We start from the raw sequence: 22,024 nt of genomic DNA on the forward strand, positions 1-22,024 counted from the left end.
TTGACTTTAGTTTAGTCTCGCTTATGATAAATAGAAGTGATGTTAATTAATGGTTAAACATAAATACTATGCATGGAAAGATAGATTTAAACCTGTTTGTAATACTTAAAACGGTGTACCAAGAAGGCAGTATTACCAGTGCAGCCGATAAACTTCACTTAACACAACCGGCTGTTAGCCATGCACTTTCTCGCCTTAGAGACAAGTTTGACGACCCCTTATTTATTCGCCACGGTAGGCGTATGGTGCCCTCGTCTTTTTGCCAAAAAATAATAGCGCAAGTGATTGAGTCGGTGCAGGCATTAGAGGCCACCATGAACAACGAGCGGCTTTTTGATATAGCCGCGTTTAAGCGCGAAATTAAATTTGGCTTTAGAGATATTTTAGAATCGATATTTTTTCCGCCACTAATGAGCGATTTACTTACAAACACCCCTAATATCACAATTAACAGCCGACAGGTTTCGCATGTTGATATGGAAAAATCACTCGAAAACCAAGAGCTCGATATAGTTATTGATGTGCTTACCCCTACCAGTAATCACATAAAAAACACCTTTATTTGTAATGAGCACTTTTCGCTAATTTGTAGGCACGATCACCCAATATTAAATGATTTAACCGTACAAAATTACGCAAAGGCGTCGCACGCGCTGGTGTCGTTAAAAGGGGCGCAGGTAGATATTATTGATATGGCGCTGGCAAAGCATGCACTTGCACGCAATGTGGTGCTTAAATGTGAACACTATTTTGCGGCTACTAAAGTGATTAGCCAAAGCGATATGATAATGACCATGCCAAACTCGTACGCGCAAGTATTAAAAGAGCAAATGCCCGTGCACGTGACTAGTTTGCCCTTTGATGTGCCGTTAATGCCCGTGCACATGTATTGGCACGAACAAGCCGAAAACGATTTAGTAAATAGTTGGATGCGAGAAAAGCTGCTAGGTTTGGCCCAGCAACTTATCCCTACTAACAAGCTTAAAAGCGGTAATTAAACTGTGCGTGATAGCTGCGCCCACGCTCTGATAAAAAACGATGTGCGTAGCTAATTACTGGCACATCGTTGGCCTGCGAAAAAGTTTGTTTATCGGTTAGGTTTTTAGCTAATAACGACACCGACCAATCTCCCTCACTGCTGCCTAGTTCTATGCGTAAATTTAGCTTTTCAAATGCGCTTTGCTTGGCTATTGGGTCAAGATCTTGCTCTAAAAAGTAATCGTCACTAAAGTTAAGCGCCAAATTACTGCTTAAAGTAAGGTTTGAAAACACCTCTGTATTGTAATCAATTGCTATATTGCCTGAGTAATCGGGAGCAAATGCGCCGGTTTTTCCTGTTAAATCTTGAAACGCTTGCCCAAGTAGCTCGCTTTGCATAACCGTTGGTGAGGCACTGGCGTATTGCTCGTATTCAAAATCAAGCACAGCAAGATTTGCCGATACCTGCCAGCTTTGATTTATTGCCCAGCGCGAGTCTACTTCAACTCCTTTTACTTTGGTTTCGGCAGCATTTTTAACTACAAATGCATTACCATTAAATTCAGATACTTGTAGGTCATCGTACAGGGTATAAAACAGCGTAGCGTTTACTTGTAATACATTTTTAATTGGCTCGGCTTTTATGCCAAATTCAAAGTTTGTGGCTTTTTCGTCTTCAAACTCAAAACCTGAGTTTTCATCAATCGTATTACCTTGTGAGCCATTTAACCCTGAGCCATCAAAGCCACCGGCTTTGTAACCTATGCCAGCGCTTGCAAATAGCATGGTGTTGTTAAACCCTAAATACTGCACACTAATATTGGGTGATAAGTGCGACTCATCTCGCTTAGCAGCAAGGTTATGTACACCCGCACCTGAGAGCTGCCCTGCAATAGTGGGTGCGGCCACATTGGCAAATTGTTGTACTGCTTGCGGTGTGTTTGGCTCAAATACGCTATATACACTTTGTACGCTGCTTATTTCTTTTTCTTCTTTTTGATAACGTAGGCCAAAATTAGCGCGCCATTGCGCGTTTACATTCCACGTAAGAGCTGTAAATGCTGAGTAGCTTTGTTGGTCTTGATCAAATAGTGCATTTACGCCCAGTGATGTGCCCACTAAATCAGGAATAAGTAACGATGCGCCAAATAATATATTGTTTGGGTGCTCAAGCTCGCTGCTCATATAAAAAATGCCTGCTACGTATTCAAGCGTGCGCCCTGTTGGCGAGCTTACTCTAAACTCTTGCGTAAACTGGTTATAGTTTTCTAAGTAATCTTGTTTTATAAGCGGGACTTCTGAAAAGTCGGCATCAAAGGTTGAGTCCCAATCGTACTCGCTATACGTAGTTACAGAGGTAAATTCGTATTCGCCATGGTTATAGGTTAACTGTAATGAGGCATTATCAAGCGTGGTTTTACTTTGCTCATTTAGACCACCTGGGTGGCCATTGCCCGATACTGAACTTGTATAATCAAGGCCTGAGTTATCACTTAATAAAAGTGAGCGATACCCTACATTGCCTGGGTTTGTAGGGTCTTTCGCTATTTGTAAATCGCGGTTGGGTGTATCAATAATATATTGATAGCGCGAGCCATGCGATTCAAACTCACCGTGTTCCCATTTAAATAATGCCTTTATATCATCGTTTATTTGCCAATCTACAGACAAACGCGCGCCAGATGAATCGTTAGATTGTTCATCGCTTTGCCGCGCTTGGTTATATAAAAAGCCATCTAACGAGTGATCAAACGCGGCAATACGAATGGCTAAATCATCGTTAATAGGAATGTTTATAACGCCTGTAAAGCGCTTTTCGTTATCTGATCCAAACTCTGCCGATACGTTGCCCTCAAGTACATCGGTTGGCGAGTTTGAAACCATACTAAATGCGCCTGCCGTTGCGTTTTTACCAAACATAACCGACTGCGGGCCTTTAACAAGCTCCAAGCGCTGCATATCTAAAAATGGAAATTTAGCCTGATGCCCGCGCCCTAAGTACACGCCATCTTTGACCATAGCAACTGATTGTTCAAACCCTGAGTTAGTGCCCGAGCCAATACCGCGTACAAAAATACGCTTACTGCTTGAGGTTTCGGTTATATGTACGTTGGGTAGGTTTTCGCTTAGGTTGAGTAAATCGTCAACGCTGTTTTGCTCGAGGTAGTCGCCCGAAAGCGCTTGAATAGAAGTAGGAATATCTTGCAGTGATTGCACTCGCTTTTGCGAAGTGACGGTGATGGTTTCAAGCTCGCTTTTATTTACTTTATTCTCGGCGGCTTGTGCCATGCCCACACTGAGTGCGCTTAGGGTAAATAAAGTAAGTGCTTTTTGCTTTAAAAAAGCATGATTTAAACGTGTGTGTGACTGTGTGTGTTCAGTTGTCATAGCTGCAACTCCATTATAAAGGTTATTTTTATTGGATATTTTTGCGTCTATTTCATACTGACGAGTCTTAAAATAAATAACAGTGATGTTTATTTATTGAGCACTATTAGTAATATTTATAGTTGAGCTAAAAAAGTTTAGTTTTTATGGGGGGTTAGTGCGGGTTTAGTGAGGAGTTAGAGCGGGTTAAAAAATACCTGTGGATTAGCGGTTTTATTTGCTATTGCTGAGCTTGGGGTGTTTGCTGCATTAATAAAAGCAGTAAGCTGTGGTGCATTTTCGCAAAAAATAATATCTAGTGCTAAGCGGTTTTTACCGTATAAACCTCGATGAATCATATTGGCTGAAAACAGCAATAAGTCGCCCGCATTTAGCTTAATTTTTTTACCTGTAGTTAAGTTATCGCTTGGCAGTTTATTATTTTTTGCCAGACGTACACTTAGCTCCTCTGGGGTATCCCAATTTTTATGCGACTGGGGCACAAGCTCAATACCTAGCTCGTCTTGTAGGGCTAACCGGCAGTGCACTACGTCTGGGCCATTTAACGCGGCTTGTTGTTCTTGCGTATTTAAATGGTATTGCATATCGCGATGCCAATAATTTTTTTGTGAAACATTAACGGGATTAAAAAATAACTGAGTGTTTAAAAACAGTGGCTCACTAATCGCCTGATTTACACGCTTAATTAATTTGTTATCAGCTATTAAACTAAATAAAGCTTCGTTTTGCTGCGCCGTTATATACTCACTATTTGTTATGCCTGAGCTATTAATGGCACGGGATATATAAAACTCACGGTTATTAGCTTTCCACTGTGTATGAAAGGCATTAACTATGAGCTTAATTTTATTTAGCTCTTTGGTGCTGTAAAGCCCCTTTACAAGCATATAACCATTTGTTTTGTAACTGTTCATTGTGGCTCTTTGTTTAATATTTTAGCTACACGAACGCCAAGCTCTGGTAATACTGTTTGCTCAAACCATGGGTTCTTTTTAAGCCAAATATTATTGCGTGGACTTGGGTGCGGTAACACTAAATATTGTGGCCAATACATACGCCACGATTTTACTAACTCGGTTAAAGGCCTATTTTTTGTGTGAGGTAAATGATACGCCTGCGCGTATTTACCAAGCACTATTGTTAGTTCTAAATTTGGCAGAGTGCCCAGTAATTGCTCTCTCCATGCGGGCGCGCATTCTTTACGAGGTGGTAAATCGCCCGACTTACCTTTACCAGGATAGCAAAAGCCCATAGGTAAAATAGCTATATTATTCGCGTTATAAAACTCATCAGGTGTTAGCCCAAGCCATTCGCGCAGGCGGTTTCCGCTGGCATCGTTAAAGGGTTTAACGCTTTGGTGCACTTTAATACCAGGCGCTTGGCCTGCAATTAAAATGCGGGCGTTAGGGTTAAATTGTATTACTGGGCGAGCGCCCAAAGGTAAATGAGGTTCGCAGATCACGCATTTACTAACTTGCTCTATTAATTGGCTGGTATTCATGTTTATTTGGCCTTAAATGCTCAATATTTATTCTAAATGGCCATTTTGACCCAATGAGTTGGTAAAAAATCGGTTTATTTTAATTAAAACGGCCAGTAGTTGGTAAAATCGTGATCTCTGTTTAAAACAGCGCTGCAGCCCTTGTAATACTTAGTGTTTTTCAGACCAAACTGCAAATTCGTTACCACTGGGCTCTGTAAAATGAAACCGGCAACCACCCGGAAACTCAAAAATAGGTTTTACTATTTCACCGCCAAACTGCGTTACTTTTTTATAAGTTGCGTGAATATCGTTACTGTAAAAAACCAGTAGAGCAGCCCCATTTTGTGTAAGTGATTTAAGCGGTGCATTAAAAAAGCCGCCATCAAGCCCTTGGCCGCTAAACGCCGTGTACTCTGGGCCGTAGTCAGTAAATTGCCAATTAAACACGTTAGTAAAAAAGCTTTTTGTGGCTGTTAAATCGCACGCTGGAAACTCGACATAATTTAGTTTTTCGTGGTTGCTCATTATAATTTTGCTCTTTGTGTTGGCCGTAGTTATCACTTTAAACCTAAGCCATTGGCTAATCAACAATGCTAAAACTACCCAGATCAGTATTTTACTAAGCTTTAAAAATTCAATTTAGATTTACTTAATTATACAAATGAGAATCGCTATCTTTTGTATTTGAACCCTATATAATAGCGCCTTCATTTTATCCTCCATGTTTAAATAAAGGATTTGTTAGCTATGCAGGCACCGTTGCATCGTGCATCTTTTACTAAGTTTAACCTTGCTGCATTATTAAAAATTGCTAGTAGTTACAAGGTATTAGTGTTTTTACGGTTTTTTATTGCCATTGTGGGCGGCTACGCTTTTACCTCAGCGAGTATTGCATTATTAAGTGTTGTGTTGCCAATTGCTAAACAAGATGCGGTTTTGTTTTGCGTGTCTATTAGTATTTTAATTTATGCGATTGTGTTTATTTATGCGTTTGCTATTAAGTCGCTCAAAACTGTTTGGATCAGTATTTTACTAAGTACAGGACTGTTTGTTGGCATACTTGCAGTATTAAAGGATTGGCTATGAAAGACAGTTTTTTTAGGTCGATGACCTGGCTACACACCTGGGTAGGCTTACTTACTTGCTGGATTATTTACGTCATTTTTTTTGCAGGTACGGTTAGCTTTTTTAGAGATGAAATAAACCTGTGGAACCAGCCCGCAATTCATAATGTGCAAGCGCAAACCGACAGAGTGGCCGCGCAGCGTATCCAAATTGTTAAAGGCTTTGATTATTTAAGCCACCATGGTGCTGGCTCTAACAGTTGGCAAGTAACACTACCAGAGCAGCGCATTCCCTATTTGGTGTATGGCTATGCTAAACCAAAAGAGCCAGGGCAGCGTCGTAGTCGATTTGTAAATACTCAAATAAACCCTAACACAATGCAAGAACTGCCACCTTTTGTAGAAACCAAAGGCGGTAACTTTTTTTATCGGCTGCATTACCAGCTTTATTATTTAGATGCCATAACAGGGCGCTGGGTGGTGTGTTTTGCCAGCTTTTTTATGTTGCTTGCGATTATATCGGGCGTGGTAATTCATAAACGTATTTTTAAAGATATGTTTAGTTTTAGGCGTAATAAAGGAGTGCGTAGCTGGTTAGATGCGCACAATTTAAGCTCGGTACTCGCTTTGCCGTTTCATTTAATGATTACCTACACAGGTATTATTACGCTTATTTTTATGTTGTTCCCCTACCCTGCGCTAACTAACTACGACAATGGCATGCGTGGCTTTTTTAACGATGTATCGCCTAGTAATAACGTGACTAATAAAGCGCAAGGTAGCGCAGCAATGATGCCTATTAACACTATTTTGGATCAGGTTTATACTAAGTGGCCAGATGCAGATATTCGCAGTGTTAGAGTAAGCGAGCCTAATATGGCGGCCTCAACGGTTACTGTTTTGGTAGACCCAGGTAAGCAGTTGCGCGATCAAACGCCAAGGCTTTTATTTAGTGGTGCCACAGGCGAGCTTGTTGACCAATCGGCAGATGAGCTCACTAACAGCAAGGCGCTTTACGAGTCACTTAACTCTATGCACACAGGGCGTTTTGCCACACCGTTTTTACGCTGGTTGTATGTATTAGGCGGTATTGCAGGCTGTGTGATGATAGCTACTGGCTGCATAATGTGGGCTAAACGTATACGCGAGCGCAGTAAAGGTAAAGCATCGTTTGGCTTACAATTAGTAGAAGGTTTAAACCTTGCGACTATTATGGGCCTACCGCTTGCAACCTGCGCATTTTTTATTGCCAATAGGTTACTTAGCCCTACCCTTTCTGGGCGCGACGATAAAGAAGTAACAGCGTTCTTTTTAGCTTGGTTAGTGGCGGGTGTTATTGCCTTAATTAAACGCGATAAGCTGCAATGGCGGGTAATGGCCGCTATTAATGCGCTGGCATGTTTAAGCGTACCTGTAGTTAATGCGCTTACAACTAATGGCAATATTGTTAGTTATTTAATGCATAAACAGTGGGCGTTATTTATATTTGATGCGCTATTTTTGCTCTTTAGTATATTGTTTTTAGTACAAACCGAAAAATTACGTACTGCTACAAAAGCAAAACACACACCCTCAAGTAGTCGTTCAAACACTAATAAAAGGCAAAAAGCATGATTGATTTACTCAGTTCTAGCCTGTGTTTGTTCGCGTTTAATGGTTTTGCGCTGGCTAAATTTAACCACTTTAAAGATGTTTTTAAAAAACGTCCTACCGAATTACAACGCACACTGCTTTTAGCTATTGCTTGGATCAGTATTTTACTAAGTTTAGCGATATGTGTAGAAACACAAAGTGGCTATGGCGCACTGCTTTTTTGTGGGTTTATGAGTTTAAGTGTTTTAATTATAACGATTTTTTATAATTTACTAACTGGGCTTGTAAAACTATTTAGTGTGTTAAATGCGGTATTAATTACAGTGAGTGGGCTATTTTTAGCGTTAAATTAGCTTTAGTTAGTAAAATTGTGATCTGTAACTATAAATTTTAGGCAAAAAAATTGGCAAGCTATAAGGCTTGCCAACAATAAGGGGGATATTCAGTATGTCCAACACTTGCATGTCTCGTTGCAAGTGCAGCTAATATAGCGCCAACATATTTAACTTACTTTACAGTAAGGTGATCCTTTTATTACAGCTGTAAAGGGGCTTTACATCCTAATGCTCAACCCAAATTATTTGTTCTGTAGCAAAACCTAGTTTTTTAGCTTTAGTTATAAAATGCTGTTTAAGCTCGTCGCTCACTGTTGGCGTACGCGATAAAAACCATAAAAAGTCGCGGTTGTAACTGGTTATAAACGCGTATTGGTAATCGGCTTGGTCGAGCTCAAAAATTACGTAAGCACCATAAAATGGGCCAAAAAACGACACTTTAAAATGGCCCGTGTCACTGCCTTCTACAAACTTTGCTAAACCTTCTGCTTCATCCCACTTTTGCTCTTTAGTGATATACCCTTTGTTAAGCACCTTTACTGTGCCGTCGTCGTTTACTGTGTAAGTGGCTGTTACTTGCTCCATACCCTCTTCAAATGAGTGATTTAGGCGGGCAATTTCGTACCACTTACCTTTGTATTGCTCAAGGTCAAAGTTTTTAACGGGGGTAATACCTTCAGGTGCACTTGTGCAGGCAGTGAGTAAAAATAACCCTGTAATAAGTAAAATAGTCGTAATGGCCTTCATGAAAGCTCCTTTTTAAATGTGATGCTGTTTGTACGGCTCTAAGCAAATAAAGTTTGCTAGCCGATTAAAATAAATTGCTATAGGATCAGCTAAATACTAGAGCAATTAAAAGATTAAAGCATGAAAATATGGGTAGATGCCGACGCGTGCCCCGTGGTTATAAAAGAAATTCTTTTTAGAGCAGCAGAGCGCACGCAAACACCAACCATTTTAGTGGCTAACCATGCAATGCGCATTCCGCCTTCAAAGTTTATTAGCCGCGTGCAGGTTTCGAGCGGGTTTGATGTTGCCGATGACGAAATAGTAAAACGTGTAGAAAAAGGTGATTTAGTTATTACGGGCGACATACCCCTTGCCAGCGAAGTTATTGATAATGGCGGCCAAGCACTTAACCCGCGCGGCGAGCTTTACACGCCAGAAAACATTCGCTCGTTATTAAACGTGCGCGATTTTATGGATACTATGCGCTCAAGCGGCGTTGAAATGAGTGGCGGGCCACCACCGCTTAGCCAAACTGACCGCCAAAACTTTGCTAATAACCTTGACCGCATTTTAGCGCAAAACAAGGCCAAGTAAGTGACAGAGCAAGCTATTGGCCTAGGCGAACAAAATTTTAATGTAGCCGTGTATGTCGAAAAAGCACCGCCTATGCCCTACTTTGAAACCCTGCAAAGTGTTGAGCCTGTAATAAACGAGCAAATAAATACCATAAATCAGCATTGTGGAAATGGTTGGCGTAAGGTGTTTAACGTATACGCTAAAGTGTTATTTGCACTACCGAGCGAGCATTACAGCTTTGCTAAACAAGCCGATAGTTGGCAAGCGTATCGTGATACATTTTTACTGCAAAATAACAGTAAAACAGCCCTTTTATTTAGTGCGCCCATTATTAACGGCACTAATAAAAACCAGTTACATATAATTGCTGGGCGTACGCATGCAAAAAACTTACTACAACAAGGTAAGCTTAAAGCGCAATTTAATTGGCTAGACGATGAGTTTGCAATTGATACAACTAACCACATTATTGTGTGCCCGTATTTTGATTACAGGCAGCTAAGTAATATTAAAATAGCTCGATTAAGCGAGCTAGTTGCGCAATTAAAAAGGTAATACTACAACGAGATGTGTGATGTTGATATTAACCCGTTGGGTGGGGCTGTGCTTAACCGACCTACAAAAAACTGATATTGATATAGAGCAATACCAGTTTATTTGTGCATATTTGAGCTGTTTTCGCAGTAATGCTTATCAACAGACTCAAGTTTTACTTTATCGCCTGCAGTTACGGCTACACATTGCGTGTTTTTATCGAGCTTTTGCTTTTGAATTACAGTAAATTCGCCCTCGTTGGCAGCGTATAAATTATATTGATAGGCGTCATTCCCGCCTTCAAATAGTGCTGTAAATAGGCCTCCCACTAACCCACCAATTATTGCTCCGCCAAGCATTTCTTCGCTATTACCATCTAAGCTATCTACAAAGCCAAACCCGGCGCCAGCTGCTATGCCTGTGCCTACTTCAGATGAAAGCGTTACAGGTTGCATTGATTCTACCGATGCGTAGTAACGCTTAACTATTTGGTTTTGATTGTTTCGATCGACCCCTTGTGATGCGCAGCCTGAGAGTAGTAATACCGCTATAAGATACTTTTTCATGTTGAATCCCTAAAAATATTTAATAGGGAGATAGTAAGTATGAAAGCATAAAAAATATGTGAGGAGTTTGTTTGTAGCTGTTAGAAGTTGTAAGCGTGTGTAGTGAAATACACACATTATTTTACTCAACCACCAACTTTGACACCACCCATTTATGCAAGGGGTTTTTATTATAGCGTGGGTGCCACGCGGCAATTACATCAAACGGGGCTGGTAGCTGTTGTAGCTCTATTTTTACCAGATCTGAACTTACCGCGCGTGAGGGTAAAAACGCGATGGAGTCGGTGGTTTCTAAGTACATAGGCACAATAGAAAAACACGGGGCCGACACAACAACATTGCGCGTTAAATCAAAGCTTTTAAACCAATCGTCAATAGAGCCTTTAAAATTTGGGCGCGAAGGCGAGGCAATAATGCTTGGGTAGCTGGCTATTTGTGCAAGGGTGGGTTGTGTACCTGCTATTGATGAGTTAGCTGAGGTAACGCAAATATGTTGCTCTTCAAATAACTTAATAATGGGATAAGTACTTGGGATGTAGTCGGGGAAGGCAATAGCTAAATCGACTTTACCGTTTTCCATTAAATCGTGCAGGCTGTCGAGTTCAAAGTCTCTTATTATTAGTTTTAAGTTGGGCGCTTGCTCTCTTAGCTCTTTTACAAGCGCTGGCAAAACAACTTGTTGTGCGTAGTCGGTAGCGGCTATTACAAACGCACCATCAACCGTTTTTGGGTCAAATATTTTAGGCGCTAATAATGCCTGAAAGTCGTTTAGCAGTTTGTCTATATCTACCGACAACTCCTCTGCATAAGGCGTGGGTACAAAGCCGGTGGTTTTTCTTAAAAACAGCTGGTCGTTAAATACATCACGTAGCTTTTTTAGTTGCTCACTCACTGCTTGCTGGGTTAAACCCAATTTACTGGCCGCTTTTGATGCGTTTTTTTCGCGAATGAGCGCTTGAAAAATACGTAGCTGTTTTATATCTAGCCTGTCTAACTTACTCATACCAATGCCTTTGTTGTTTAAGCATGATTAACGTATCACATTACCATTTATTTTTGTATCACTTACATGAAAGGGTTGTTTCTAATTGTTGAACTGTCCCCTTACTATGCTCCTACACACTAAATTGAATGATTGGAGCAAACAATGAAAACAGTAATTTTAATAGGCGCACTGGGCAAAATGGGTCAAGCGGCATTAACCGGTTTATCTAAGCATAAAGTAATTACAGCGGGTCGCTCGGGCGATGTAGATCATATTGTTGATATTACGAGTGAAGCGTCAATTACCGCTTTGTACGAAAAAGTAGGCCACTTTGATGCCCTAGTAAATACAGTGGGTTTATGTGAATACGAAACCTTTGCTGATATGAGCGAAGAGCAGTGGATGACAACCATTATGAGCAAAATGATGGGGCAAATTAACCTTGTACGTATTGGTCAAAAGTACATTGCTGATGTCGGCTCATTTACGCTAATTAGCGGTATTTTAAACGTTAAACCGATTCCTTTTGCGATTGCCGATGCAACAACAAGCGGCGCAATAGATACGTTTGCAAAATGCGTATCACTAGAAATGCCGCGTGGCACGCGCATTAATGTGGTTAACCCTACTGTGCTTGAAGAAGCGTGGGGTGTGTATGGCGAAATGATGCCAGGTTTTCAACCTGTACCAAGCAAGCTTGTAGGTCAAGCGTTTGAGCGCTCGGTTGATGGCTTTATTACTGGCGAAGTTATTTTTGTAGATGCATAACTACCCGCCAAATTGGTGATGCAATTGGCAAACTAATAAGTGCTTTGCATTAACAGTAACTGCAAAGCGCTTAAATACAGATTTTAATAGGTGATGAAATGAAAAAATTAATACCCGTATTTGCGATATTATTGGCCGCAGGCTGTGCCAATGTAGCGCCAAGCTCGCAATATGTTAGCGAGCCAGGTGCCGATTCTAATAAAGAATGTAAAACCATACCGCGCCATAAACATACGGTTAAATGGTGCAGGCCGCATCCTTCAAGGTAAGTTAAACAACGTACCCGCTAAAACCAAGCGCTTTAAAGTAAAGCTTAGGAATGCCGTATTTACACTCGTTAAGTAACTCGCTAAAGCGCATTCTATCAAGTGGATAAAATTCACTTTCTAAGTTTTGAGCTGTATAGGCTTGCCCTGCATCACTTAGGCCTAAATCGGCACACACAGTAATTTGCGCTTCGCGCTCAAAGTCGGTTTCGGGTTTCATTAAATCGCTAATATATAAGTGTGCGCTCTTATTTAAATTAGCTTTAATGTTTTTAAGTAGCTGCTTTTTGCTGCCGTCGTCTTCTAAAAAGTGCATAACGAGTAGGCATAGTGCGGCATCGGCCTTGGTAGAGAGTTTATCTAGTTCGCCTTCAATAACGTTAACGCGCTTTGCTATGCCGTGCTCTTCAAACTCTTGTTTAGCAATTGCAAGCATATCACTTGAGGTATCTTGCGCGGTAAATTGCCAAGTAGGGTTAAGCGCGGCAAGGGCGAGTATTTCTCTGCCTGTGCCTGCGCCCACAACTAAAATATGCGCGTTATCGTTAAGGGTTGCTTTAAGTTGTGCATTTGTAAGTTGGTGCAATAGCTCATAACCAGGTACTAAACGCGTTATGCGGCTGTTGTAATGGGTTGCTTGCTCGCCTGTAAATGTTGGCATTTTTAACTCCTTTAATCAGCTTATAAAACTTCAACAGTGGAGTATCCACCACTTTGTTTACTTACATGTACTTGCGTGGCTACACGTTCGCTCATTTCGCTCACATGCGATATAACCCCTACTTTGCGGCCTTGTGCTTGTAATGAATCGAGCGCGTCCATAGCAACGCTGAGTGTTTCGCTATCTAACGTACCAAACCCTTCGTCAATAAACAAAGAGTTGATTTGCACTTTGTTTGACGAAAGCGATGCAAGCCCTAACGCCAGTGCCAGTGAGACTAAAAATGACTCACCACCAGAGAGCGTATTAACCGAGCGTTGTTCGTCGGCCATGTCGCGGTCAATAATGGCAATATCGAGCGACTGCGCAATAGCTGTTAGCTCGTAGCGTTTATTAAGGGTTTTTAAATGGCTGTTAGCATAATGCAGTAATATTTTTAACGTTTGTGTTTGGGCTAAGTTACGCATGGTTTTACCGGTTGCATCGCCTAATACTTTATTTAATAAATGCCATTGCTCTACCTGCTTTTTAAGTACAGCTAGCTGCGCTTGTTTGCCTTCAAGCGCTTTGGCATTTTGGTTATGCTGTTCTATGGCGGTATTAGTGATAAGTAAACTATTTTGCTGCTCAGTTTGCTTTGTATTTAATGCCGCTAATTGCTCGCTAAGTTCAGTGTGGCTTTGTGATGGCTTGTTAGTATTTTGGTGATCTGTATGCGCACTTTGTTGCTGTTTAAGCGCAGCATTTGCATCTAAAAGTGCTGCTGAAAGCTGCTCAAACTGGGTTAAATGGGCTTTAATTTGCTCACTACTTAACGTTAGTAAAATTGTGATCTGCTCATGCGTTGCCTCACTGTACTGAGCTTTAAAGTCACTAAACCACTGCTTATAACGCGCATCAAGGGTTGCAAGCTCTGTGCTTTGCTCGGCTAAGCGAAGCTCTGCGTTTTTAAGCTCAATTGCATGCTCATCTCGTTTTTTAACAGCGCTATCGTAAGCTTGCTGGCTTGCGTTTAACTGTGTATGGCATTGCTCAAGCTGGGCATTAATTTTTGCTTGATAGTCGTTTGCGCTTATTTGTTCGTTACTAAATAACGCAAGGCGCTCACTTTGTGTTGTATTTCGTAGCTGCTGAGCACTGGCTAAATCCTCTTTTAGTGTTTTAAGTGCACTCTCACTTTTAGAAATTAGCGGCGTAAGTTGCTTCAATTGCTGATTAGCAGTGTCTATTTGTTTTTGGCTTTGCTCAAGTTGCGCATGTGTTTGCTGATACTGCTCAACCTGCTGGTTTAAATCGCTTAGGTTAAGCGAGCCGGCTTGTAGTTGCTGCCAAAAGTTGCTGTGTTCAAATTGCGCATTAAGCGCTGTAGTTAGCTCACTAATTTGCGACGTTAGCTCAGTATGTTTTGTATTTATTTGGCTTAGTTTATTGATTAATTCACTATTTAAATTATGCAATTGTTGTTGTGTTTGTTGCTCTGCTTTTAGTGAGCTTTGTTGCTGGTTTACTTTTGCTTGCAGGGCATTTTGCTGTTTTTGCGATTCAAAATACTGCGCTTTTTGCTCATTAAGCTGTTTATAGGTTTCATCAAGCTGTTCTGATGTAAGGGCATTTAAGTGAGTACGCGCAGCCTCCATGGTGGTTTTCATTTCGCTTCGTTTAGCATTGAGCGTTTGAATGGTTTGGCTATGCTGAGCGTGTTCGTTAACGAGTACGGCATGCTGTGTTTGATGCGTGTGTAACTGCGTTTGGGCACTATCGTGCTGCTTTTTAGCATTAGTATAGCTGGCTTCAAAATCGGCTATTAAGTTGTTTAATTGCGGGTTTTGGTTAGTAGCATAGGGGTGCTCGGTTGCACCGCACACTACGCAGGGCTCGTTAGGGTTAAGCTGTGCGCGCAAATGCTCTACGTTTTCGCTGGCACGCAGGCGAGCTTGGTTTAGCGCGTATTCGTTATGTTTAAGTGCTTGCTCGCACGCTGCTAGGTTTTGTAAAAGCGACTGCTGCTGTTGCTCACTTTGGCTAAGTTTAGCTGCAATGTTATTTTGCGCTTGCGTGCTTTGCTTAAGCTCTTGGGTAAATTGTGTGTAGCGTATTCGCTGCTCTTTTAAGTAATCAATATTTTTAAGCTCGCTGTCGCATTGCTCAATATTAAATTGGCGTTGTTGCTCGTTCAGCTCGTTTAGGTTTTTTTGATCATGGCTTAGTTGCTGCTCTTGCTGCTCTACCTTTTTATTTTGCGCTGTTAAAAGCTCAGCCTGTTTGGTTTGCTCTGCTAGTAACGCCTGGTTTTGAGTTGCTGCTACATTAAGTTGCTCATTAGCACTTAGATACTGATTAAAGCTATGTTGGTAGTAGTTCCAATCATTGGCTAGCTGTTTAAGCTGTGTATGCTCAGCAAGCCATTGCTGATGCTGCGTGTTTAGCTTAGTTGCTTCATCAAGCGCGGTTTGGCTTTGCTTATGTTGCGCGTGTAAATCACTTAATTGCTGTTGCTCTTTGTCGCGTTGCTGAGTAAGGCTAGTAATGCTTTGTGCGTGTATAGCAAGCTGGCTGTCGAGCTCGCGTGCTTTTGCAATAATAGGCTCAGCAGATTGCTTTTGCTCTTGCGCTGTTGTTAATTCGCTTTGCTTTGTTTTAAGTGTTGCGGCCTGCTTTTCTATAAGCGCTGCATGGTCAATGTTTTTTAAGTCACTTATTTGTGTATTAAGGTCGTTATTTTGCGCCGTTAAATACCCATGTCGCTTGCGGTTATCTTTTATTTCTAGCGCGCTTTGTGCTTGTTTTGCTTGCTCACTTTGCTGTGCAATTGCTGCAAGTTCGTTGTTTGCATGCTGCTGATTTTTTGTGGCTTCTTCAAGAGCTTGCTCAAGTGTACTGGCTTGCTTATACCAGTTTAGGTTTTGCTCTGTGCTTATTAGTGCTTTTTTAGTGTCTTCTATTTGCAGTTTTAGCTCATTAAGCGTGGCGTGCTTTACTGCTAATTCATCTTCACTTAATAAGGTATAGCTTGCAAGGCTTGCTTGTAGTAAATCAAACTCATCTTTTAGTTCTTTGTTGCGCTCAAATATACGCTTACCAATAAGGCTAAATTTATCGGTGCCCGTAAGGCATTGTAATAATTGCGCGCGTTCATCGCCTGTGGCTTTTAAAAATGCCGCAAACTCGTGCTGCGCTAATAATACCGCACGGGAGAATTGCTCAAAGCTTAAACCTATTTTGGTTTCTATTTCTTTTATGGTTTGGCTTTTGTCGGCTATGAGGGTTTCATCGGGCAAGGTAACTAATGTATGTTCGGCTACTTTTAATTTACCCGTTACTTTTTTATGGGTGCGCTGGATTGAATATCGCGCGCGGTAAAGCTGTTTGTCTTGCCCTACAAAGTCAACTTCTGCGAAGCCTTCCCACTTTCCTCGGCGCAATAAGTTACGCGCATCGTTTAATTTTATGCTGTCGCCATTAAAGTCAATCAGGTTGCCTTTATCGCCTTTTAGCCGCGCTGTTTTTGTGTAAAGCGCTAAACAAATGGCATCTAAAAAGGTGCTTTTACCTGCACCGGTGTCGCCGGTTATAGCAAATAAACCTGCATCTTTTAGTGGGGCTTGTGTAAAGTCAATTTCGGCGTCAACAATAGATGCTAAGTTATGTATGCGTACTGCGGTTATTTTCATAGTTGTTCTTGCTCCGTCAGTTCGCTTATTACGTTGTTTAAAAGGGCTTTTAGTTCATCGGGTACACTTTGCCCTGCCATGTCTTTATCGTTTGCAAAAGCTTGCTCTAATAAATTTTGTGGGTTGAGCATTTCTATTTCGCTTAAATCTTCAAATACGGGGTCGTTGTTGGTTTGAGTTGTTTGTTCGCGTACGCGTTCGATACCGCAAAATTTTACATTTTTGCCTTCAAGTGCAAGCTCAATTTGCTCTCTGAATGTAGTGTCGGTATCGCTTGATTTAAGCTTTACGCGTAAATAGGGTGCTACGGTATTTTGCGCTGTATCGAAGTTTTTTATTTGCTCACATAAATCACTCAGCGGTACACACTCCCCTTTAGGTAAAATAATAACGTCGGCTGAGCGCGGAATGTAAAGGGGGTTTACAGTTGTGCTAATGGTTTGTTTTTCATCGCTTTTAAATTCTATAACATTAACTTGATGAGTGTAATTACGCTCTGAAAACGACATAGGAATAGGCGTGCCGCTGTAGCGAATAGTCTCGTTTTTAGCAACTTGCTGGGCTTTGTGTAAATGCCCCAGAGCTACATAATTGGCTTTATTGCCAAATACATTGGCTGAAATAGACTCTTCCCCACCTATTACTAAGTTACGCTCTGAATCACTTGATATATCGCCGCCTTTAGCGTGCAAGTGGCCCATTACTATAAGCGGTGAGTTTTGCTCATTTATTTTATAAGCATGATCTAAGGCAAGCTCATATGCATTTGCAACGCCTTGTGCGTAGCTAGGGCCGTTTTTTGTTTGGCTTAGTGAACTTATATCGCTTGAGCGTAAAAAAGGCATAGCAACGACTACAGCGCGCTTATTATTAATGTTTAGTTCAATAACTGTGTTGCTAGGCGTGTTTATATCAAACCGGCCCACTACGTGTGTGTCAAATTGTGCAAGTAAAGGCTGAGCCGCCAATATACGATTAGCAGAGTCGTGGTTACCGGCAATAATAACCACATGTAATTGTGGGCAGCATTTTTTAGCGTCTTTTATAAATTGATAAAGTTGGTTTTCGGCGCTGGCACTTGGCGTGGCGGTATGGTAAATGTCGCCAGCAACAAGCAGTAAGTCTATTTGTTGCTCTTTTAGTGTTGTAAGTAGCCATGTAAAAAAAGCAGTGTGCTCTTCACGGCGGTCATGTTCATAAAATTGTTGGCCAAGGTGCCAATCTGAGGTGTGGAGAACTTTCATGTCGCGCTCTTAAAAAACCATAAGAGCGCCAATATACCCAAGGCAGGTAAAGATGCAAGCCTCGGGCGGGCTTTACCTTAAGTAAAACTATATATAGCAATAATAATTACAGGAAGCGCTAACAAAGCCATGCCCAAAGGCATTTTTAAACTTTTAGTTTGCTTTGCTTGCAATGCTTTAATGGCATTGGTTTCGTTACAGGCAGCTACTTTATCTATATAAAAGTAGCCTGAGTCAAGATACTGCTTACAACTTTGCTGATTTGCTGGAATGGCTATAAGCTCTTGTTGTTTTTTTAGGATATAAAAATCCATACACCCACCGCATTGCTAACTGGTAATAAGTACATATTTGAGAATAAATGTGACGAATTTATTTTGCTCAAATAAAAAAAGTGGGCGATTTTAAATATAAAATGCACTAAATATCAACCTAAAATTACACTATTTTTAATTTATCGTATAAATAGTTAATAATAGTGAAATCACGGCAATATTTGCGCCAATTATAAACCACTTTTTACTGTGTTTTTGTTCAGTAGGTAGGCGTTTTAGCGCATCTTGCTTTGTACATGCGGATACAACATTTACGTACGAATATTGGTCTGCTTCGTAGCGTTCAAGTAATGCTTTTTCAGCAGGAATTGCTTCGAGCTGATGATCTTTTTTTACTATGTAAAATTTCATACCGTGCCCCTTAAGTTAGGACGTGTTGGCTTTTGCGTTTTACACCTTATTTAAAGTACTGCAATTGGTTTAATTGCTGCGCTTTAAAGTAATAGAACGCTGTAGAATTTAATCTAAAATTATCAACACATCTTTATTACTTACTTTAACTGTAAGCTAATGGTATGAATTAGGCCTGAACCCCTTAAATACAACAGTTCGTACCTAATTTAACACTAATTATTTAGGCTTATTGTAAACCCCCTTTACAGTTATAAGCCTTGTTAAAAGCTTATAAAATACACATGTTAATTCGAAGTGAATATTACCTTGTTTAATGGGCGTTTGGTCGCTAATTAATTGAACAAAATAGCTAACTTTGTCAAAGTACGCTCACAAAATCCCATTAGGACTCATAATGAAAAAAACAGTTCTTACGCTGAGTGCTTTTGTATTGCCATTGGCAATGTCGAGCACTGTATTAGCGTCATCCGTTGAGCAAACTAAAGGCTCATTTGTTGATAAGTTTCGTCAATTAGATGAAGCGTTACCAACGCCTAACGTTTATAGAAGTGCCGCAGGCGAGCCTGGCGAAAACTATTGGCAACAACGCGTTAATTACGACATTGATGTAAAGCTAGACGAAAAAAAGCGTCGTTTAACCGCAAGCCAAAGTATTGAATATAAAAATAACTCACCTCATACGCTTAAATATTTATGGTTACAGTTAGATCAAAATATTTTTAAAAGCGACTCTATTGCTGAAACAACTAAAACGTTTAAAAGCACGCTAAATAGCTTACCTGCACAAAAGCCAGCTAAGTTGAGTTTAGGCGAGCTTCGTCGTCAGCAATTTATGAGCGACAACGAGCTTGGCTACACGATTAGCAATGTAAAAGACGACAATGGTGATGAGCTGCGTGTAACTGTTGTTGATACTTTAATGCGTATTGATTTAAATGAGCCATTAAAGCCGGGTAAAGAAGTAGAGTTTAGTATGAACTTTGCTTTTAATATTGTTGAAGAAGACGCTGTTGGCGCTCGTTCTGGTTATGAGCACTTTGAAGAAGATGGCAACGATATATTTTTACTAGCGCAGTGGTTTCCGCGTTTAGCTGCTTATACCGATTACGAAGCATGGACTAACAAGCCATTTTTAGGCCGTGGTGAATTTACGCTTGAATTTGGTGACTACGACGTAGAAATTACCGTACCTGCGGATCACATTGTATCGGCTACAGGTAAGCTTGATAACGCAAGTAAGGTACTTACTCGCACACAGCGTAATCGCCTTGAAAAAGCCGAAACTGCAAAACGCCCTGTATTTATCGTGACTGAAGAAGAAGCGCTAGAAAACGAAAAAGAAGGCACCGATAAAACTAAAACATGGCATTTTAAAGCCGAAAATGTACGTGACTTTGCTTGGGCGTCGTCTCGTAAATTTATGTGGGATGCAAAAGGGTATCAGCAAGGCGGTGACGAGCAACCACTTGTTATGGCTATGTCTTTCTTCCCTAAAGAAGGTGGCGATTTATGGAAAAAGTACTCAACTGAATCTGTAGTGCACACTATGGAAGTGTACTCTAAATACTCATTTGATTACCCATACCCAGTTGCACAGTCAGTAAACGGCCCTGTAGGTGGTATGGAATACCCAATGATTACCTTTAACGGCCCGCGTACTGAGCTGCAAGATGATGGCACTCGTACTTATTCGCAAGCCGAAAAACGCTTTTTAATTGGCGTGGTTATTCATGAGGTTGGTCATATTTACTTTCCTATGATTGTAAACTCAGATGAGCGCCAATGGACGTGGATGGATGAAGGTTTAAATAGCTTTTTAGATGGTGTTGCTGGGCGTGAATGGGATCCGACAATTCCTTGGGGTGTTGAGCCGCGCGATATTGTTAGCTACATGAAATCAGAAAACCAAGTACCTGTAATGACACAGTCAGACAGCGTATTACGTTTAGGTCCTAATGCTTATACCAAGCCAGCAGCTGCACTTAATATTTTACGTGAAGTGATTTTAGGCCGTGATTTATTTGATTTTGCGTTTAAAGAGTACGCGCAGCGTTGGAAATACAAGCGCCCTACTCCGGCTGACTTTTTCCGTACCATGGAAGAAGCCTCTGGTGTTGATTTAGATTGGTTTTGGCGTGGCTGGTTTTACTCTACAGACCATGTAGATATTGCTTTAGATAAAGTGTATCAACTGCGTTTAGATACTAAAAACCCAGACATTGACTTTAAACGTTTACGCGATATTGAAGCTGATAAACCAACGTCGCTATTTGTTAAGCGTAACCGCGAAGAAGGTAAAAAAACCTGGGTTGAGCAAAACCCAGACATTACCGACTTTTACGACGAAAACGACCGTTTTACTGTTACCAATAAAGAACGTAACAAGTACAACAAGTTTATTAAAGGGTTAGAGCCGTGGGAGCGTAAAACGCTTGAGCGTGCCCTTGAAGAAGACAAAAATTACTATGTAATGGAGTTTTCTAATTTAGGTGGCTTAGTAATGCCTATATTGCTTGAACTTACCTATGAAGATGGCACAACGGAAGAACGTTACATTCCGGCTGAAATTTGGCGTCGTAATCATAAAAATGTTCAAAAGTTAATTGTTACAGATAAAAACAAGCCGCTTGTATCGGTAACTGTTGACCCGCGCTGGGAAACAGCCGATGTAGATGTTGAAAACAACAACTACCCTCGTCGTATTATTCCTTCACGTATAGAAGTGTTTAAAAAGGAAAAGAGCAAAGCTAAAGTGAGTCGCGATATTATGCAAGACATTAAAACTAAGCTTAAAACCGACGAAGAAAAAGACGGTGAGGAGCAACAATAATGCGCTTTTTGCTTATTATTGTTTGCCTTTTAGTTGCTGCGCCGAGTATGGCGCATCAACTAAAGTCATCTGTTACCACGGTGCTTTTTAATAAACGTACAAGCAATATAGAGCTCATGCATCGGTTTTATTTACACGATACCGAGCATGCAGTAGCACATTTATTTAACGGTAAAGCCGACATTATTAGCAATAAAGCAGACCAGCAGCGATTTGTTGACTATGTTGAGTCGCATGTTGCTTTGCAAACGCTTAATGGCAAGCCGCTAACGCTTAGCTCTGTGGGTGCGCAAATTGATGGTAAGTTTTTTTGGGTGTACCAAGAAGCACCGATCCCTAAAGGGATTGAAGGTATAAAAATGAGTAACGGCGCACTGCGTGACTTATGGCCTTCGCAAGTAAATATGGTAAACGTTGAGGGTAAAGGTAAAGTTAAAACCTTACATTTTACTCAAAACGATACATGGCTCGAAGCCAAATTTGAGCAATAATCACTTCCCCAACATATGCGCACAGTGTTTAACGTGCGCATATTCTTCACTTGTTTATGTTGTGTTCATATTTGATCTGTTATTAATAGCTGTTCGTAGAATTTTAGTAATCAGTTGGTGTTTATTAGGCTGAATTTTAGATGAGTAAGTGCTTTTCTAATAATTTGTTTGAT

22 protein-coding genes are annotated in these 22,024 nt (G+C 40.8%); 10 read left to right on the top strand and 12 right to left on the bottom strand.

Annotated features, from left to right (window positions below; genetic code table 11):
- Window positions 1-68 precede the first annotated feature (68 nt).
- Window positions 69-998: a LysR family transcriptional regulator gene (locus PESP_RS17450; RefSeq protein ID WP_089349307.1), complete on the top strand. Its 930-nt coding sequence runs from the start codon at window positions 69-71 to the stop codon at window positions 996-998.
- Here the strand turns inward: PESP_RS17450 and PESP_RS17455 are convergent.
- The 4 genes from PESP_RS17455 to PESP_RS17470 form a co-directional block, all read right to left on the bottom strand.
- Window positions 982-3,366, bottom strand: coding sequence for a TonB-dependent receptor (locus PESP_RS17455; protein ID WP_089349308.1), 2,385 nt, complete (start codon window positions 3,364-3,366; stop codon window positions 982-984). The two genes, PESP_RS17450 and PESP_RS17455, sit on opposite strands and share 17 nt — an antisense overlap.
- A gap of 176 nt (window positions 3,367-3,542) precedes the next feature.
- The gene (locus tag PESP_RS17460) at window positions 3,543-4,280 is read right to left on the bottom strand and encodes a phytanoyl-CoA dioxygenase family protein (protein WP_089349309.1); all 738 of its coding nucleotides are present in this window, start codon (window positions 4,278-4,280) and stop codon (window positions 3,543-3,545) included.
- Complete coding sequence (locus PESP_RS17465) at window positions 4,277-4,867, bottom strand: uracil-DNA glycosylase family protein (protein WP_089349310.1); 591 nt, start codon at window positions 4,865-4,867, stop codon at window positions 4,277-4,279. The genes PESP_RS17460 and PESP_RS17465 overlap by 4 nt, the downstream gene beginning before the upstream one ends.
- 150 nt (window positions 4,868-5,017) lie before the next feature.
- Complete coding sequence (locus PESP_RS17470; protein ID WP_089349311.1) at window positions 5,018-5,374, bottom strand: VOC family protein; 357 nt, start codon at window positions 5,372-5,374, stop codon at window positions 5,018-5,020.
- Between the two features lie 222 nt (window positions 5,375-5,596).
- Here PESP_RS17470 and PESP_RS17475 point away from each other — a divergent pair, with 222 nt between their 5' ends.
- Genes PESP_RS17475 through PESP_RS17485 form a run of 3 tightly spaced genes read left to right on the top strand, consistent with a single transcriptional unit; the run spans window position 5,597 to window position 7,859 of the window.
- Window positions 5,597-5,935, top strand: a complete 339-nt coding sequence (locus tag PESP_RS17475; protein ID WP_089349312.1) for a hypothetical protein — start codon at window positions 5,597-5,599, stop codon at window positions 5,933-5,935.
- Window positions 5,932-7,527 carry a PepSY-associated TM helix domain-containing protein gene (locus PESP_RS17480; RefSeq protein ID WP_089349313.1) on the top strand — a complete coding sequence of 532 codons (1,596 nt, stop codon included), beginning with the start codon at window positions 5,932-5,934 and terminating at the stop codon, window positions 7,525-7,527. Before PESP_RS17475 ends, PESP_RS17480 begins: the two co-directional genes overlap by 4 nt.
- Window positions 7,524-7,859, top strand: a complete 336-nt coding sequence (locus tag PESP_RS17485) for a DUF3325 domain-containing protein (RefSeq protein WP_089349314.1) — start codon at window positions 7,524-7,526, stop codon at window positions 7,857-7,859. Before PESP_RS17480 ends, PESP_RS17485 begins: the two co-directional genes overlap by 4 nt.
- A gap of 207 nt (window positions 7,860-8,066) precedes the next feature.
- Here PESP_RS17485 and PESP_RS17490 read toward each other — a convergent pair whose 3' ends face one another.
- A complete protein-coding gene (locus tag PESP_RS17490) occupies window positions 8,067-8,588 on the bottom strand; it encodes a lipocalin family protein (RefSeq protein ID WP_089349315.1) in 522 nt (173 codons plus the stop codon).
- Between the two features lie 120 nt (window positions 8,589-8,708).
- On the opposite strand from PESP_RS17490, the gene PESP_RS17495 reads away from it, so the two are divergent.
- Together PESP_RS17495 and PESP_RS17500 are read left to right on the top strand one after the other, a co-directional pair.
- On the top strand, window positions 8,709-9,164 hold the full coding sequence (locus PESP_RS17495; protein WP_058405404.1) for a YaiI/YqxD family protein: 456 nt from the start codon (window positions 8,709-8,711) through the stop codon (window positions 9,162-9,164).
- Window positions 9,165-9,701 carry a DUF6942 family protein gene (locus PESP_RS17500; protein WP_089349316.1) on the top strand — a complete coding sequence of 179 codons (537 nt, stop codon included), beginning with the start codon at window positions 9,165-9,167 and terminating at the stop codon, window positions 9,699-9,701.
- Window positions 9,702-9,799: 98 nt separating this feature from the next.
- Here PESP_RS17500 and PESP_RS17505 read toward each other — a convergent pair whose 3' ends face one another.
- Window positions 9,800-10,246, bottom strand: a complete 447-nt coding sequence (locus PESP_RS17505) for a hypothetical protein (protein ID WP_089349317.1) — start codon at window positions 10,244-10,246, stop codon at window positions 9,800-9,802.
- Between the two features lie 121 nt (window positions 10,247-10,367).
- Window positions 10,368-11,249: a LysR family transcriptional regulator gene (locus PESP_RS17510; RefSeq protein WP_089349318.1), complete on the bottom strand. Its 882-nt coding sequence runs from the start codon at window positions 11,247-11,249 to the stop codon at window positions 10,368-10,370.
- Between the two features lie 144 nt (window positions 11,250-11,393).
- Here PESP_RS17510 and PESP_RS17515 point away from each other — a divergent pair, with 144 nt between their 5' ends.
- Window positions 11,394-11,999 carry a short chain dehydrogenase gene (locus PESP_RS17515; RefSeq protein ID WP_089349319.1) on the top strand — a complete coding sequence of 202 codons (606 nt, stop codon included), beginning with the start codon at window positions 11,394-11,396 and terminating at the stop codon, window positions 11,997-11,999.
- Window positions 12,000-12,097: 98 nt separating this feature from the next.
- Window positions 12,098-12,268, top strand: a complete 171-nt coding sequence (locus PESP_RS20525; RefSeq protein WP_164504452.1) for a hypothetical protein — start codon at window positions 12,098-12,100, stop codon at window positions 12,266-12,268.
- A gap of 1 nt (window position 12,269) precedes the next feature.
- Here PESP_RS20525 and PESP_RS17520 read toward each other — a convergent pair whose 3' ends face one another.
- The 5 genes from PESP_RS17520 to PESP_RS17540 all read right to left on the bottom strand — a co-directional run bounded on the left by PESP_RS17520 (window position 12,270) and on the right by PESP_RS17540 (window position 18,527).
- The gene (locus tag PESP_RS17520) at window positions 12,270-12,926 is read right to left on the bottom strand and encodes a class I SAM-dependent methyltransferase (protein WP_089349320.1); all 657 of its coding nucleotides are present in this window, start codon (window positions 12,924-12,926) and stop codon (window positions 12,270-12,272) included.
- 20 nt (window positions 12,927-12,946) lie between these two features.
- Window positions 12,947-16,597, bottom strand: coding sequence for an AAA family ATPase (locus PESP_RS17525; protein ID WP_089349321.1), 3,651 nt, complete (start codon window positions 16,595-16,597; stop codon window positions 12,947-12,949).
- Window positions 16,594-17,841 carry an exonuclease SbcCD subunit D gene (locus tag PESP_RS17530; protein WP_089349322.1) on the bottom strand — a complete coding sequence of 416 codons (1,248 nt, stop codon included), beginning with the start codon at window positions 17,839-17,841 and terminating at the stop codon, window positions 16,594-16,596. Before PESP_RS17530 ends, PESP_RS17525 begins: the two co-directional genes overlap by 4 nt.
- 77 nt (window positions 17,842-17,918) lie before the next feature.
- Window positions 17,919-18,155 (bottom strand): hypothetical protein, encoded by a 237-nt coding sequence (locus tag PESP_RS17535; RefSeq protein ID WP_004588266.1) that lies wholly within the window; start codon window positions 18,153-18,155, stop codon window positions 17,919-17,921.
- Between the two features lie 135 nt (window positions 18,156-18,290).
- Complete coding sequence (locus PESP_RS17540; RefSeq protein WP_089349323.1) at window positions 18,291-18,527, bottom strand: hypothetical protein; 237 nt, start codon at window positions 18,525-18,527, stop codon at window positions 18,291-18,293.
- Window positions 18,528-18,924: 397 nt separating this feature from the next.
- On the opposite strand from PESP_RS17540, the gene PESP_RS17545 reads away from it, so the two are divergent.
- Both PESP_RS17545 and PESP_RS17550 read left to right on the top strand, forming a co-directional pair.
- A complete protein-coding gene (locus PESP_RS17545; protein WP_089349324.1) occupies window positions 18,925-21,360 on the top strand; it encodes a M1 family metallopeptidase in 2,436 nt (811 codons plus the stop codon).
- A complete protein-coding gene (locus PESP_RS17550) occupies window positions 21,360-21,851 on the top strand; it encodes a DUF6702 family protein (protein ID WP_089349325.1) in 492 nt (163 codons plus the stop codon). The genes PESP_RS17545 and PESP_RS17550 overlap by 1 nt, the downstream gene beginning before the upstream one ends.
- The last annotated feature ends 173 nt before the right edge of the window (window positions 21,852-22,024 follow it).

It is taken from the genome of Pseudoalteromonas espejiana DSM 9414 (assembly GCF_002221525.1).
Lineage (GTDB): Bacteria > Pseudomonadota > Gammaproteobacteria > Enterobacterales > Alteromonadaceae > Pseudoalteromonas > Pseudoalteromonas espejiana.